This is a genomic window from Arthrobacter sp. ISL-48 (assembly GCF_018613805.1).
Taxonomy (GTDB): Bacteria; Actinomycetota; Actinomycetes; order Actinomycetales; family Micrococcaceae; genus Arthrobacter.
This window is the reverse complement of record NZ_JAGGPL010000003.1, coordinates 502967-518057: the sequence shown is the minus strand read 5'-3', so window position 1 is coordinate 518057 and position 15091 is coordinate 502967. Positions and strand designations below refer to the sequence as shown.

The following is a 15091-nucleotide window of genomic DNA, read 5'->3' as shown; positions in this document are numbered from 1 at the left end:
GCTCAACGACGACTGGAGAAACACCATGGGCATCCGCACCGGCCAGCAGTACTTGGACAAGCTCAATTCCATGAAGCCCCATGTCATGATCGACGGCGAACTGGTCACCGACAACATTGCCGACCATCCGTCCTTTGCCAACGTGGCCCGCACCTACGCCAGGCTTTTCGACATGCAGCACGATCCGGTCCATCAGGAGGCCCTGACCTACACGTCGCCCACCACCGGTGACCTGGTGAACGCATCCTTCCTCGTGCCCAGAAGCGTGGACGACCTGAAGCGCCGCCGTCGCGCTATCTCAACCTGGGCCGAATACTCCAACGGCTTCCTGGGCCGCACCGGGGACTACATGAACTCCTCCTTGACGGCCCTCAGTACCGCGGAAAAGTGGTTTTCCCAGGCCGACCCCAAATTCGGCGAAAACATCCGCAGCTACTACGAGTGGGCCCGTGAAAACGATGTTCTGGCGACCCATACCCTGATCCCGCCGCAGGTCAACCGTTCGGTGTCGGGATCCGAGCAGCTTGGCGGGCAGCTCTCGGCACGCATCGTCGAGGAGCGTGAGGACGGTATTGTGATCAGCGGCGCCCGCATGCTGGCCACCATAGCGCCGATTGCGGACGAGCTCCTGGTGTTCCCCTCCACCGTGCTGCGCGGGACACCCGAGGATGCGCCGTACTCCTATGCCTTCGCTATCCCTAACGATGCGCCGGGCCTGCGCTATCTGTGCCGCACCTCGCTGTACAACGGGGGCAGCACGCACGATGAGCCGCTGGCATCGCGCTACGAGGAGATGGACGCGGTGGCCGTTTTTGACAACGTGTTCGTTCCCAGCGACCGGATCTTCATGCTCGGCAACCCGCAACTGTGCAACGGGTTCTATTCGGAGACCGGTGCCGGCGCGCTTATGACCCACCAGGTGGTCACGCGCACCATCGCGAAGAGCGAGTTTTTCCTGGGGCTGGCTTCCGAGCTGGCAGATTCCATCGGAATCGACGGTTTCCAGCACATCCAGGAGGACATTGCCGAACTGATTGTCGACGTCGAAATCGGCAAGGCCCTGGTGCGGGCTTCGGAGGCGGATGCCGAGCTGAACGAGGCCGGAGTGATGCTGCCCAAGTGGTCCACACTGAACGCTGCAAGGAACTGGTATCCGAAGATCGCCCAGCGCTTCCCTCAGATCATCCGGAAGTTCTCGGCGTCCGGCCTGATGGCCCTGCCCGGTGAAGCCGACGTCAACAGCGAGGCCAGGGCGGATATCGATATGTACCTGCAGGGCAAGACCCTCACCGGACCGGAACGGGTACGGCTGTTCAAGCTGGCCTTTGATGCGTCCATCTCCGGGTTCTCGGGCCGCCAGTCCCTTTATGAGTACTTCTTCTTCGGAGACCCTGTCCGGATGGCCGGGGCGATGGTCAACAGCTACGACCGCGAGCCCGTCCGAGCGCGGATCCGGGAGTTCCTGGCGCGTGAGGAATGAGGGGCCGCTCCCTGTAACCCTGGGCACCCGTGGTGAGGCTCCAGCAGGGCGGCTCGATCCGCTGCCCCGTACTTAGTGCCCTTTGTCACATTTTCATAGTATTCTCAAACTAACTGACCGTTCGATCAGTAAAGCGTACGGCGGCAACAACCAATCTTTGGTACGAACAGTGCCCCCAGCCATGGAGTTCCAATGACCGCAACTTCCTCCGTTGATTCAGAGACGGGCCCCAGCAGCAAACATGAGGAGCGCAAGGTCCTCGCCGGGACGCTGGTCGGCACCACCATCGAGTGGTACGACTTCTTTATCTTTGCGCAGCTGACGGGCACCCTGCTGTCACCTCTGTTCCTCACCCCGCTGCAGCAGTCCAATCCGGGCGCGGCGCAAATCCTCTCTTTCGCCCTGATCGGCATCAGCTTCCTTTTCCGTCCGCTGGGAGCCGTCATTGCCGGCCACCTCGGAGACAAGCTAGGCCGTAAGGCAATGCTGGTGTTTACGCTGGTGATGATGGGCGCTGCCACGGCCCTGATCGGCGTCCTGCCTACCTACAGCCAGATCGGTGTCCTGGCCCCGATCCTGCTGATTACCCTCCGTGTCATCCAGGGCTTTTCGGCTGGCGGCGAATGGGGTGGTGCCGCCCTGATGGCCGTGGAGCATGCACCGATGAGCAAGCGGGGCATCTTCGGAGCGTACCCCCAGATCGGCGTCCCCATCGGTATGATCCTGGCGACGGGCCTGCTGTTCTTCCTCAACAGCGGCATGTCCAAGGAGGACTTTGCCGCCTGGGGATGGCGTGTACCCTTCCTGCTGTCCATCGTGCTGATTGTGGTGGGATACCTCATCCGGCGGGCTGTTGCGGAGAGCCCTGTCTTCCAGGAGATGGCGGCCCGTAAGGCCGAGAGCCGGGCACCGCTGGGCGAACTGATCCGGCATCACAAGACACCGGTGCTCTACTCAACCATGATCTTTATCGCCAACAACGCTGCCGGATACCTCCTGATCGCGTTCTTCATTTCCTACGCCACGCGGTCCCTGCAGATGCCTGTGCCACAGGTGCTGCTCGCCACGACGCTCGCGTCCTTCGGCTGGCTGATCTTCACCCTGGTCGGCGGCTGGCTCTCTGACCGCATCGGCCGCGTCAAGACCTTCCTGGCGGGCTACGCCATCATCTTCGCCTGGATGATCCCGATGTTCGCCCTCATTGATAGCAAGGACGTCCTGCTGTATGGGCTGGCACTGTTTGTGCTGACGATCGGCCTGGGGCTCTCCTATGGCCCCATGTCCGCGATGTACGCCGAGATGTTCCCTGCTAATGTCCGTTATTCCGGCATCTCGATCGGATATGCGTTCGGGGCGATCCTGGGCGGTGCCTTCGCCGCCAGCATCGCAGAGTGGCTGCTCCAGACCACCAAATGGACCGGTTCCATCGGCATCTACATCATGATCCTGTGCGTTATTTCCTCCATCGGTGTGGTGCTGGCCAAGGAGACCAAGGGAAAGCTGCTGGGAGTCAGCCGGCACTAGAGTCCGGGGACTACTGCCGCAGCAGGCTGATTGCTTCGTCGTCCGTCAGTTGCTCGAAGTGGCGGTAGAAGCTGCCAACCGCGCGGAACTTTCCGGGCAGGTGGAGGCAGAGGACCGCGTCGCAGACCGTTAACACGGCTGCCTCTGCCTCGAGGGAACCCACGGGGGCAGCCGCCACCACCTGGGCAGCGCCTCCGGCGCGGACGGCCTCGGCCGCCGCCCTCATGGTGGCTCCGGTCGCCAGTCCGTCGTCAAGCAGCAGGACTGTCCTGCCCGTGAGGTCGTGACCCGTACCGGGATAGCGTCCAACACGGCGGAGCAGTTCGGCGCGCTCCCGGTTCTCCACCTGGTCAAGCCACTCCCGGCGCACGCCCTGTTCCAGGATCCGGGTCACCAGGGGTCTGTTGAGCAGCCGTACAACGCGGCCCTGGGACCAGGCAAGGGCGCCGTAGGCGGTCTCATCATGGCCCGGAATGCCCAGTTTGCGGACCAGTACGGCTCCCAGCGGCAGGTAGAGGGCTTTCGCCGCGGCCGCCGCAATGGGAATGCCGCCACGGGCAAGTCCGAGGATGATCGCGTCCGGGCGTTCGCGGAATTGCGTCAGTACCGCGGCCAGGCGCTCGCCAGCATCTGTGCGGTCTTCAAAACGCGTGTTCATTGGTCCCTCTCCGGCTTTCCGCCGTCTCCAGCCTACCTTCCGCCGGGGTCATGCCGGGAGGCGCTGCAGCGGATCCAGGCGGATGAAGATGGAGCCCGATGGAGCCTGAAGACGGAGCCGGAAGACGGAGCCGGAAGTCAGAAAAGGGCCGCGGTGACGGTGCGGGTGATGTCGTGGATCACCGCTGTCCGCTCCGGATCATCGCTGAGGTCCTGACCTTTGGTGTAGACCACCAGGACAAAACTGGCGGCGCCTTCGGTGAGGATGGCGGCGTCGTGAAGTTCGTCGTCTAGCAGGCCGTATTTGTGGAAGACGGTTACGTTATCCGGAACGGCGGCAGGAATGAGGTCCTCATCGTTGGTGTTCTGCATGTAGGACAGCAACTGCGCAGTGTGTTCCTGGTCCAGGAGCTTTCCTGTGTACAGCTGCGCGAGGATATGGGCCATGTCTCCGGTGGAGAGGGTGTTCACCTCCGGGTCATAGGTGACGCCGATCGATGCCGCATAGGCGCGGAGGCGGGGGTGGCCCACGGCATCCATCAGCAGGCTCCACGAATCGTTGTCGCTGTCCTGGACCATCTCCTGGAGCTGGAAGCCCGACGTATAGTTGCCCAGCGGGTCGTCAAGGGACGCTGCGCCCGCTTCCACCAGCTGATAGTAGGCCGCCGCTGTCAGGATCTTTGCCGTGCTGGCCGCCTCGAAAGGTTCCTCAACACCGTATTGGTGGAGAGCGCCGTTGCCCAGGTCAATAAGCGCCACTCCCACCTGGTACTGGCTGTTGGCGCTGATGATGCCGGCAATCGCGGTCCCGAGCTGACTCCCGATTGCCGAGGTAGCAACCTGGACCGGGTTGCTGCCCGTTGAACCGGTCGACGGCGCCGCAGCCGGAGCTGCAGCCGCCACGGCTGGCGCGGGTACAGGCGCGGGTGGAGGCGCTGCGGGCGACGCCGAGGCAGAGGGCGGTGCCGCCGCGGAGTTCACCCCCGACGTGGTAGCCGACGGAGGTGCCGGCCGCGACGGCGAGGCCTGGACCACGGCGTAAACGGTGCCTGCCAGGAGCGCCGCCACGAGTCCGGCGAGGACCCTCCGGAGACGGGGGCGGCGCTGGGATCGATCGTACATATGCCGATCAAACCAACACAGGCTTTGCAGTAGCTATGAAACTCCTGTCAGGAGTCAGACAGCGAGGAAGTTAATGGCACCCTGCTTGAAGGCCCTGCTGGTGATGGCGTTGGTGTGGTTGCGTCCGGGGAGCACCAACTGCTCAGCCATTGACCCCGCCTTGATGCCCAGCTCGGCAAGCTGCGGCATGGTGGCCGCGCGGTCATCCTTTTCCCCTGCCACGAGGAGCATCGGCATATGCGGGACGGCTTCGGCCGGATCGTACGGCTCGGCCTTGATGGCTTCGATGAGGGAAAGCAGGGCGAAAATATTGTTGCTCGGGAGCAGCTGGGCCATCTTGAGCAGGCCGGCGGTGGATTCGTCCGCGATGGGCGTGCCGTCAGCGAGATAGTCCTGCGCTGCCACCAGGTCAAAAGCGGCCAGCGGATCAGCAATGTTCGGGCCTCCAAGGACCAGCCGGTGCACGATTTCCGGCTGGGTGGCACCGAACTCCCAGGCCAGCCGGGAACCCATCGAGTAGCCCACCACGTCCAGCCCGCTGGAAGGATCGCCGTCCTGCAAAGGCCGCACGCCGGCGTCGAACGCTATCTGGAGCAGATCCGCCCGGATCCGGCTGGGGGCGTAGGAGTCCCGGTCCTCCGGTGCGCCGCTGCGGCCGTGGCCGGGCAGGTCCACAGTGATGACGCGACGGCCTGCCTCGAGCAGGGCGGCCACCCACCCGGTGTCCTCCCAGTTGAGTTTGCTGGACGACGAAAAACCATGAAGCAGCAGGACGGGCCTGAGCCCGGCGTCAGACGCGGGATCATGCACTTGCACATACAGCTGCGGATCGGTCCCTTCCACGGTGTGGGAATGCTGCCCGCCGGTGTGCCTGCCGCTCATGGTGTCAGTCCTCATCAAGTACGGCGCTCAGGCGGACCCGGCGCTTCGGTGCCTCATCCTTCGGGACCGTGCCCACAATCCCGGCAGTGTCATCCGGCACCTCGAACACAATCAGGGGCTCGCCGACATTGATCCTGTCGCCGGGCCGACCGAAGGTACGCACCACTTTACCTGCCTGCGGACTGGGCAGTTCAACGGCTGACTTACTCGTTTCGACCTCCACGAGCGGCTGGTTCCGCTCCACTTGTTGCCCCTCCGAAACGAGCCATTCAAGCACCGTCGCCTCGATGAGGCCTTCGCCCAGGTCCGGTAGCGGGAATGAGATTTCAGCCACGGCGGTACTCCAAGACCCGCTGGATTCCGTTGAGGATGCGGTCAATGTTGGGGATGTATTCATCTTCGAGGTCGCCTGAGGGGTAAGGGACGTCAAAGCCGGTCACCCGTTCCACGGGCGCCTTGAGGGTATCAAAGCAGCCTTGCGTGATGAGTTGCGCCACTTCGGCGCCGAGTCCCGAGGTCAGGGGCGCTTCATGGACGACGACGGCGCGCCGCGTCTTCCGTACAGACGTCGCCAGTGTCTCGGCGTCGATGGGCTTGAGCCAGCGCAGGTCCAGGACCTCGACGTCCACCCCGTCCTCGGCCGCAAGGTCCGCCACCTGAAGGCAGCGGCCCACCATGGCACCCCACGCCACCAGCGTGAGGTGCCGCCCCGGGCGCATGACCTTCGCGCCGGTGGGGGAGCCGCCGTGGGAAACGTCGACGCCGTCCTTTTGCCAGTAACGGGACTTGGGCTCCATGAAAATCACCGGGTCAGGCCGCGTGGCCGCATATTTGAGCAGATGGTAGGCCTCGTGCGGATTCGACGGCGAGACTACCTTGAGCCCGGGAACGTGCGCGAAGAGCGCCTCCAGGGATTCGCCGTGGTGTTCCGGCGCGCGGATGCCTCCGAAACTGGGTACGCGCAGCGTGATGGGCATGGGAAGCGTGCCGCGGCTGCGGTAGTTCATCCGGCCGATCTGGCAGACGATCTGGTTGATGGCCGGATAGGCGAAACCGTCGAACTGCACCTCGGGGATGGGCTGGAAGCCTGCCATGGCGAGTCCCACGGCCATGCCCAGGATGCCGGACTCAGCAAGCGGGGTGTCAAACACCCTGGTTTCGCCGTACTTTGCCTGCAGTCCGTCAGTGATCCGGAAGACGCCGCCCAACCGGCCGCAGTCCTCGCCGAAAACCAGGGTTTTCGGGCTCTCCGCAAGTACTTCATCCAATGCTCGGTTCAGGGCCTGCTGCATGGAGAGCTGTTCACGTCCATTCTCTCCGGGTCCGCCCTCTTCAGCTCCATGGCGCACGGTGGCCCCGCTTTCAACGATGGCGTTAGACATGTTCCGACTCCTCGCGCCAGATGGCGGCCTGGGCCTGCAGGACAGGGGTAGTTTCCTGGAAGACGAGGCTGAACATCTCTTCGCCGGGGCGCGGTCCGAGTGCCTGGATGCCCGCGCGGATCTCTTCCTCTTCTGCCTTGGCATCAGCCATGGCGGCAGCGAAGAACGCTTCGTCCGCAGTTCCGTCGGCGAGCAGCCGCTGCCGGAAGCGTTCCAGCGGATCTGCGCCTGCGCCGTCGCGCTCTTCGGCGAGCGAACGGTAGCGGCCCGGGTCATCAGACGTGGAGTGCGGGCCGCGGCGGTACGTCATGGCCTCCACCAGGACCGGACCGTTGCCAGCCCGGCAGTGGGCCAGTGCACGTCGGGTTGCCTCGAAGACTGCCACGACGTCGTTGCCGTCAATCCGGATAGCCGGGATGCCGTAGCCTCCCGCCCGGGCAGCTACGGAGCCGCCGGCCACCTGGCGGTCCGCGGGGACCGAAATGGCCCAGCCGTTGTTCTGGACGAAGAACACCACCGGAGCCTTCATCACGGCGGCAAAGTTCATGGCTTCGTGGACATCGCCCTGGGAGGAGGCGCCGTCGCCGAAGTAGCTCATTGCCACGCCGTCCCTACCCGCCAGGGTCTGGCCGTGCGCCCACCCCACGGCGTGCAGCACCGAGCCGGCCACCACGGCCTGGATCGGGGCCAGCCGGGATTCGATCGGATCGTAGAGCCCGCCGTGCCAGGTGGCTTTGTGCGTTGCCATGTAGGCCACCATGTCCACGCCCATGGCCCGAGCGACGCCCATCTCGCGGTAGGTGGGGAAGACGAAGTCCCGGGCCAGGTCGACAGCGTAGCCGCTGCCTACCTGGGCTGCTTCCTGCCCCAGTTCGGGTGCGTAGCCGGGGATGATGCCCTGCCGCTGCCACGCGACTGCGGAGCTGTCCAGATGCCTGACGGCAACCATGAGCGAATACAGTTCGCGGAGCTGCCTGGAGGTTAGAGGGACAGCTGCACTGCCGGAGTCCGGGGGAGGAAGGGTGTCCATGGCTGTGACCTTAGTCACCGGCCTGGCGACGCGCAATCAGCTCAGTAATTGTTGGTCAGACTGCCAGAAGTTGCCGATTTTTCAGCCCAAGCGCATGGCAATTTGTTCAGTTGGGCGGTTGCAGTCCTGGCTGGGGCCGCGCTCGCCGTCGGCGCTACTTAATGGGGTTCGCGCTCACCGGTGGTGAGCCGGGCGCCGATCCAGCACGCGGCGGCCAGGCAAGCTACCAGCGTGAGGGTGCTGAGGAGCTGGCCACGGCTGCTTTCGGCGCTGAAGCCGACGGCGAAGATCAGGCCCAGGAGCACCAGGCCCACAATGGTCAGCACCGGGAAGCCCTTCATCCGCAGGGGCAGGGGAGTGCCGTTGCTGTCCGCGCGCCGGCGGAGGATCAGTTGTGAGACGAGGGCGGTGCCCCACACCACCAGGCAGGTGGAGCCCACCAGCTGGAACAGGGCCGGCAGGATGCGTTCCGGAAATATCAGCTCAAGGACTGTGGCAATGAAACCGAAGGCCACTGAAATCCAAACTGCAAGCGTGGGCACGCCCGCGCCGCTCAGCCTGGAAAGGAAGGCCGGAGCTTCGCGGCGCAGGGACAATGAATACACCATGCGGGACGCACCGTAGAGGTTAGCGTTCAGGGCTGAAAGAAGTGCGACGACGGCCACCAGGGTGATTGCCGTTCCGGCACCGGGGATGCGGGCGGCGTCAAGGACGCCCGCGAACGGTGAGGCGAGTCCGCCGGAAGTGGCCGGGAGAACGGCTGCAATCACGAACACCGAACCAATGTAGAAGACCAGGATCCGCCACACGACGGTGCGGATCGCCTTGCCCACGCTGTGCGCCGGGTCCTCGGTTTCGGCGGCGGCAACGGAGACGATCTCGGTCCCCCCGAAGGCGAAGATCACCACAAATAGCGCAGTGGCGATTCCGCCGAGGCCCGTCGGCGCGAAGTCCGTGGTGATATTGGACAGCCCGGGCGATTCCACTTCCGGCAGGAGACCCAGCAGGACGAGAGCGCCTACCGCCAGGAACAGGACGATGGCGGCAACCTTCAGGATGGCGAACCAGAACTCAAATTCACCGAAGTTCCTGACGCCGGCGAGGTTGATGGCGGTAAAAAGCACCATAAAGATCAGGGCCAGTGCCCAAACCGGAATGTCGGGCCAGATGGAGAACAACAATCCGGCCGCCCCCAGGGCTTCCGCGGCAATGACCACCACCAGCTGTAGCCACCACAGCCAGCCCACGGTTGCCCCGGCGGTCTTGCCCAGGGCGCGTTCGGCATATACCGAGAACGCACCGCTGGTGGGATCGGCGGCCGCCATTTCACCGAGTGCCCACATCACCAGGATGATCAACGTCCCCGCAACAAGGTAGGAGATCAGCACCGCCGGGCCGGCGGCCTGCACTCCTGCCCCGGAGCCCAGGAACAGGCCGGCCCCAATGGCGCTGCCCAATCCCATCATCGTGAGCTGGCGGGGTTTCATGCTGTGGCCGAGGCGGGCTTGTGGGACCACCAGCGTGGACTTCATCGTCATGGCTTTGAACCTTCTTGGGGTGTAGGGGGTCAGTCCTTGTGGGACCACTCGAATTTACCGCCTTGTCCGTCGCGGGAAGCGCCACCGTGTGCAACCATGGATGCACTTTGATTTATCAAGGCGCCAAAGGCATACCAGATTGCTGCCTCACCGCGCGTGCTGACAGGAGAATGCATGAACGTTGATGCTCTGGACGCCAAAATTGTCCGATTTTTCACTGACAGCCCCCGGGCATCGGTACTGGAGGCTTCGCGAATCCTTGGGGTGGCCAGGGCAACGATCCAATCGAGGCTCGACAGGATGACCGGGGCCGGCGTGATCGGTTCGTGGGTTCCCCAGCCGGATCCAGCCAAATTCGGATTCCCGGTGGTTGCATTCTGTTCCCTGACCATTAATCAGGATCTGGGCCACGATGCTGTAGCCGAGGCGCTGGCAGCGATTCCCGAGCTGATCGAAATTCACACGGTCTCAGGGAGCTCGGACCTGATGGCGAGAATTGCTGCACGGTCCAACCCGGACCTTCAGCGGGTGCTGGATGCGATGATCGCAACCAGGACAGTGCAGCGGGCCTCGTCGGTTATAGTCCTCAACACCCATTTCCAAGGCAGGACCCTCAGTCTGCTGGAGTCGGCAGCTTCCACCAGGCCGGAATAGCCCACAGTTCCTGCTAATGGGCGGCTCCGCCGAAACATTTTGATTCCGGGGGCCGCCGCCGTAGAATTAGTTTTGGTCAAGATGACTATAACTAAAACGGCGTTGGTGAGAAGGGGGAGGGCGGATGTACACCAGTTCAGCGAACGTTGCCGAGCGTCAGACGGCGCCCCCCTCACTTGCTATCTCGACTGTCATCTTTGCCCTCCGGCCCAGTGAAACGTCGGGCCGGCCCACGCTCTGGATGCCCTTGGTGCGCCGCATCCGCGAGCCCTTCAAGGGCCTGTGGGCCCTCCCTGGAGGACCGCTGACCCACACTGAGTCCCTGCAGGATGCGGCGTCGAGGAATCTGCGGGAGACAACAGGCCTGGCCCCAAGCTACCTGGAGCAGCTATACGCCTTTGGTGGCCTGCACCGATCGCCCAGCCAGCGGGTTGTCTCGATCGTCTACTGGGCGCTCGTCCAGCCCACCGAAGCTGCACTCGCCGACGAATCCGAGAACGTCAAGTGGTTCCGGGCAGACCGCCTCGGGGAGCTCGCCTTCGACCACAACGCGATCGTCGACTACGCCCTCTGGCGCCTGCGCAACAAGCTTGCCTACGGTTCCGTCGCCTACCACCTGCTGGGGGAGTACTTCACCCTGGCCCAGGTCCGGGAAGTATATGAGGCGGTGCTGGACCGCCAGCTGGACCCCGCCAACTTCCGCCGCCAGATCATGTCCACGCCGGAGATCGAAGAGACCGGTGAGTACCTCCAGGGCGGAAAACACCGCCCCCCACGCCTCTACCGCTTCACCGGCCGCCCCGGCCTTGACCCAGATAACAGGAGCACACCATGAGCAGCGTCAACACAGCAATCCAGCTGATCACGCGCGAGCAGGCCGAAAAGGGCGCACTGGCCACACACAACGGTGCAGGCAGCACCTGCAGCCCTGCACTTGCCAAAGGCCCGTGGGACTACGACCTTGCCGAGTCGCTCGCCGGCGTCCCCGCCTACGGCCCCGGAGCGTCCAGCGCGGATGTCGCCCCGGCCGCCACGCCCCGCCAGGGCCAGCTGCCGGAAGAATACAAGCTGGCCGGCGACGCCGAGCTGGATGCCCGAATCCGCGCCGCAAAGACGGCTCTGGGTGACCGCGCCGTAATACTGGGGCATTTCTACCAGCGCGACGAAGTCATCCAGTATGCGGACTTTGTCGGCGATTCCTTCCAGCTGGCCAATGCGGCGCTGACCAAACCCGACGCCGAGGCCATCGTCTTCTGCGGCGTGCACTTTATGGCCGAAACCGCAGACATCCTCTCGACGCCGGAACAGGCGGTCATCCTCCCCAATCTGGCCGCCGGCTGCTCCATGGCCGATATGGCGGACACCGACTCGGTGGAAGAGTGCTGGGAGCAGCTCGAGGAAATCTTCGGGACAGAGCCCGACGCCGACGGCCGGGTCCCGGTCATCCCCGTCACCTACATGAATTCCTCCGCAGCCCTGAAGGCTTTCTGCGGTGAACACGGGGGCATCGTCTGCACCTCCTCGAACGCCAAGACCGTCCTCGAATGGGCGTTCCAGCGCGGGCAGCGTGTCCTGTTCTTCCCTGACCAGCACCTGGGCCGCAACACCGCCAAGGCCATGGGTGTGCCGCTGGAACAGATGCCCATGTGGAACCCGCGGAAAGAACTGGGCGGCAACGCCGAACAGGAACTGCTCAATTCCCGCGTGATCCTCTGGCACGGCTTCTGCTCCGTGCACAAGCGCTTCAATGTGGCACAGATCGACAAGGCGCGGGCTGACTTCCCCGGAGTCCAGGTCATCGTCCACCCCGAGTGCCCCATGGAGGTGGTGGACGCGGCAGACTCCGCCGGATCCACCGACTTCATCAAGAAGGCCATCGCTGCAGCCACCGAGCCCACCACGTTCGCCATCGGCACGGAAATCAATATGGTGAACCGGCTGGCTGCCGAATACCCGCAGCACACCATCTTCTGCCTGGACCCCGTCATCTGCCCGTGTTCCACGATGTACCGGATTCACCCCGGCTACCTCGCCTGGGTCCTCGAAGAACTGGTAGCGGGCCGCATCGTCAACCGGATCACCGTTGCGGACGCCGTACAGGCGAATGCCAGGACCGCGCTCGAGCGCATGCTCGCCGCCAAGCCGTAATGACCCGGGCCCACGTAAAGCACACCCCGGCGGGCCGGCGGCTCATCGTCGTCGGAAGCGGCATCGCGGGGCTGTATGCCGCGCTCCTGGCCGCCGATGCGGGCGTGGACGTCGTGCTGCTGACCAAAGGAGCCCTTGCCGAAAGCAACACCTACTACGCCCAGGGCGGCATTTCCGCCGTCCTGGACCATCCGGCGCCAGGAGACACCGTGGCGGCGCACATCGCCGACACCCTCAAGGCAGGGTCCGGCCACTGCAATGAAGAGGCCGTGCGGGTTCTCTGCACGGAGGCGCGCCATGACATCGCCGGGCTCCGGCGCTATGGCGTGGACTTCGATATGGACCACGACGGCGGCCTCTCCCTGGGGCTCGAGGCAGCCCATTCTGCACCGCGCATCCTGCATTCCGGCGGCGACGCCACGGGCGCCGGGGTGGCGAATGCCCTGATCCGCGCCGTGCTGGCGCGTTGGGCTGACGGAACCATCCGGCTGATCGGGCAGGCCCGTGCCACCGCGCTGGTCCTGTCCAGGGGGAGGGTGACAGGTGTCGAGTTCATCCATGACCGCCGGAGGGAAAGTGTGGCGGGCGATACTGTGCTGCTGGCCACCGGCGGCGCCGGGCAGCTCTTCGCCCAAACCACCAATCCCGCAGTTGCAACGGCAGACGGGCTCGCCCTTGCCTGGCGTGCGGGGGCAGCCGTGGCCGACCTGGAATTCTTTCAGTTCCATCCCACCTGCCTCGTGCCCGTCGGAGAGACGGCTGATCAGGCGGTCGACCGGGATCCGCTGCTTATCTCCGAAGCAGTACGCGGTGAAGGCGCAGTGCTTCTCGATGCCAGAGGCCGCCGCTTCATGCCTGAATACCACGCGGACGCTGAACTGGCGCCCCGGGACGTGGTTTCTCGCAGCATCGCCCTCCACCTCGCCAAACTGGGAGACCCCAACGGCCACGTGTACCTCGATGCACGGTTGATTGAGGCGGCCAACGGCCCGGGTTTCCTGGAGAAGCGCTTCCCCACACTCAGCCAGCGCACCCGCGAAGCCGGCATAAACTGGGCCCGGGACCTCGTGCCCGTTGCTCCGGCCGCCCACTACTGGATGGGTGGCGTCACTACCGATCTCCACGCGCGGACCAGCGTGCCCGGACTCCTCGCTGCTGGCGAAGTGGCCTGCACCGGCGTCCAGGGAGCCAACAGGCTCGCCAGCAATTCGCTGCTCGAAGGGTTGGTTTTCGGACGGCGCGCTGTTGAAGGATTCCTTGGGCAGGACGACTCGGTTGGGGCGCCGTCCGACGCTGTTCCTCCGCTCGCTGTCTCGGCCGCTGGCGGCCTCCCCTTGACGCTCGCTTCCGGAACACCCTCGGACGACGTCGGGCAGCGCCGCTTGGGTGCCGCTTTGAAAACACAACGAGCGTCCGATTGGGATGGTGTAGCTGTTTCTGAGCCGTTCTCTCGGGATGCTCTTCGGCGGTTGATGACTGCCAAGGCCGGGGTGCTGCGGAATGGGGTGCTTTTGCGGGAGGCGGAGCTGGTGCTGGAAGCCTGGGCCGCCGTCGTCCGTCCTGAATGCGTTCCTGGTACAGATGATCCGCAGTCCATCGAGGACGCCAACCTGCTGCTGGCCGCGCAGCTGCTGGTGCGCGCCGCGCTGGAGCGCCGGGAATCCGTGGGAGCCCACTACCGCAGTGACAGCCGTCTGCCCGAGGGTGGCATTGACGATGCCGGCGCCGAAGAATTTCAAGAGACCTACCGAATGCGCCCGAAAGCGAGCCTCGTCCATGACTAAAGCCTCTAAAGCCTCCAGGATTGGGCTGTCCCTTCCGTCGGCCCCCGTGCGGGAAATCCTGGAACGGGCCTTCGCCGAGGACGCGCCAGCCGGCGACATCACCTCACAGCTGCTGATTCCGGCCGAGGCGCAGGCCACGGCCGTGCTGAACGCCCGAGTGCCCGGCGTCTTCAGCGGCGCGACCGTGTTCCGCGACGCCATGCTGCTGATCGATCCGGACACGGAAGTGGAGCTGCTGCTCACGGACGGTGAAGCGTTCGACGCCGGTACCAGCCTTGCGCGGGTCAGCGGCAGGGCCCGCTCGGTGCTGCTGGCCGAACGCGTCGCCCTCAACCTGGTGCAGCGGATGTCCGCCATCGCCACCAAAACCGCGGAATTCGTGAAGCTGGCAGAAGGCACCTCCGCCCGGATCACGGACACCCGCAAGACAACTCCCGGGCTGCGTGTGCTGGAACGGTTCGCAGTCCGTTGCGGCGGCGGCGCCAACCATCGGTACAGCCTGTCCGACGCCGTGCTGGCCAAGGACAACCACCTTGCCGTCATGACAGGAGGGGACCCCGCCAGGCTCACGGAACTCCTGGCCGCGGCGAAAGCGCAACTCGGCCACACCACGCACTTCGAAGTGGAGGTGGACAGCATGGAGCAGATTGAACCGGTACTGGCCGCCGGCGTGGACACCATCATGCTGGACAACTTCACGGTGGATGAGCTGAAAGCCGGCGTTGCCCAGGTTGGCGGCCGCGCCCGCGTGGAGGCCAGCGGCAACGTGAACCTGCAGACGGTGGCGGGGATCGCCGCCACGGGCGTGGACGTGATCTCCGTCGGCGGGCTCACGCACAGCGTGGCCGCTCTGGACCTGGGCCTCGATGTCGAGCTGGCCGTGGATTGAG

The 15091-nt window shown here is 64.7% G+C and carries 14 protein-coding genes; 7 read left to right on the top strand and 7 right to left on the bottom strand.

Annotated features, from left to right (window positions below; genetic code table 11):
- The first annotated feature begins 25 nt into the window (after window positions 1-25).
- Both hpaB and J7E83_RS06275 read left to right on the top strand, forming a co-directional pair.
- Entirely contained in the window at window positions 26-1480 is a 1455-nt protein-coding gene (gene hpaB, locus J7E83_RS06280) for a 4-hydroxyphenylacetate 3-monooxygenase, oxygenase component (protein ID WP_214960058.1), read from the top strand.
- A 192-nt stretch (window positions 1481-1672) separates the two neighbouring features.
- Window positions 1673-3004: an MFS transporter gene (locus J7E83_RS06275; protein ID WP_214960056.1), complete on the top strand. Its 1332-nt coding sequence runs from the start codon at window positions 1673-1675 to the stop codon at window positions 3002-3004.
- A gap of 10 nt (window positions 3005-3014) precedes the next feature.
- Here the strand turns inward: J7E83_RS06275 and J7E83_RS06270 are convergent, their stop codons facing one another.
- From J7E83_RS06270 to J7E83_RS06240, 7 genes are all read right to left on the bottom strand, one after another.
- Entirely contained in the window at window positions 3015-3662 is a 648-nt protein-coding gene (locus tag J7E83_RS06270; RefSeq protein WP_214960053.1) for a phosphoribosyltransferase, read from the bottom strand.
- A gap of 137 nt (window positions 3663-3799) precedes the next feature.
- Window positions 3800-4783, bottom strand: a complete 984-nt coding sequence (locus J7E83_RS06265; protein WP_214960051.1) for a serine hydrolase — start codon at window positions 4781-4783, stop codon at window positions 3800-3802.
- 54 nt (window positions 4784-4837) lie between these two features.
- Window positions 4838-5665, bottom strand: coding sequence for an alpha/beta fold hydrolase (locus tag J7E83_RS06260; RefSeq protein WP_214960049.1), 828 nt, complete (start codon window positions 5663-5665; stop codon window positions 4838-4840).
- A 4-nt stretch (window positions 5666-5669) separates the two neighbouring features.
- Window positions 5670-5999, bottom strand: a complete 330-nt coding sequence (locus tag J7E83_RS06255) for a biotin/lipoyl-containing protein (RefSeq protein ID WP_214960047.1) — start codon at window positions 5997-5999, stop codon at window positions 5670-5672.
- A complete protein-coding gene (locus J7E83_RS06250; protein ID WP_251043584.1) occupies window positions 5992-6957 on the bottom strand; it encodes an alpha-ketoacid dehydrogenase subunit beta in 966 nt (321 codons plus the stop codon). Before J7E83_RS06250 ends, J7E83_RS06255 begins: the two co-directional genes overlap by 8 nt.
- 82 nt (window positions 6958-7039) lie before the next feature.
- A complete protein-coding gene (locus J7E83_RS06245; protein WP_214960043.1) occupies window positions 7040-8077 on the bottom strand; it encodes a thiamine pyrophosphate-dependent enzyme in 1038 nt (345 codons plus the stop codon).
- A 158-nt stretch (window positions 8078-8235) separates the two neighbouring features.
- On the bottom strand, window positions 8236-9615 hold the full coding sequence (locus J7E83_RS06240; protein ID WP_214960041.1) for an amino acid permease: 1380 nt from the start codon (window positions 9613-9615) through the stop codon (window positions 8236-8238).
- 174 nt (window positions 9616-9789) lie between these two features.
- On the opposite strand from J7E83_RS06240, the gene J7E83_RS06235 reads away from it, so the two are divergent.
- From J7E83_RS06235 to nadC, 5 genes are all read left to right on the top strand, one after another.
- The gene (locus J7E83_RS06235) at window positions 9790-10269 is read left to right on the top strand and encodes an Lrp/AsnC family transcriptional regulator (protein WP_214960039.1); all 480 of its coding nucleotides are present in this window, start codon (window positions 9790-9792) and stop codon (window positions 10267-10269) included.
- A gap of 124 nt (window positions 10270-10393) precedes the next feature.
- Window positions 10394-11104 (top strand): NrtR DNA-binding winged helix domain-containing protein, encoded by a 711-nt coding sequence (locus J7E83_RS06230; protein ID WP_214960037.1) that lies wholly within the window; start codon window positions 10394-10396, stop codon window positions 11102-11104.
- Window positions 11101-12417: a quinolinate synthase NadA gene (nadA, locus tag J7E83_RS06225; protein WP_214960035.1), complete on the top strand. Its 1317-nt coding sequence runs from the start codon at window positions 11101-11103 to the stop codon at window positions 12415-12417. Before J7E83_RS06230 ends, nadA begins: the two co-directional genes overlap by 4 nt.
- Complete coding sequence (locus tag J7E83_RS06220; RefSeq protein WP_214960033.1) at window positions 12417-14201, top strand: L-aspartate oxidase; 1785 nt, start codon at window positions 12417-12419, stop codon at window positions 14199-14201. Before nadA ends, J7E83_RS06220 begins: the two co-directional genes overlap by 1 nt.
- Window positions 14194-15090 carry a carboxylating nicotinate-nucleotide diphosphorylase gene (gene nadC / locus J7E83_RS06215; RefSeq protein ID WP_214960031.1) on the top strand — a complete coding sequence of 299 codons (897 nt, stop codon included), beginning with the start codon at window positions 14194-14196 and terminating at the stop codon, window positions 15088-15090. The genes J7E83_RS06220 and nadC overlap by 8 nt, the downstream gene beginning before the upstream one ends.
- Window position 15091 lies beyond the last annotated feature (1 nt).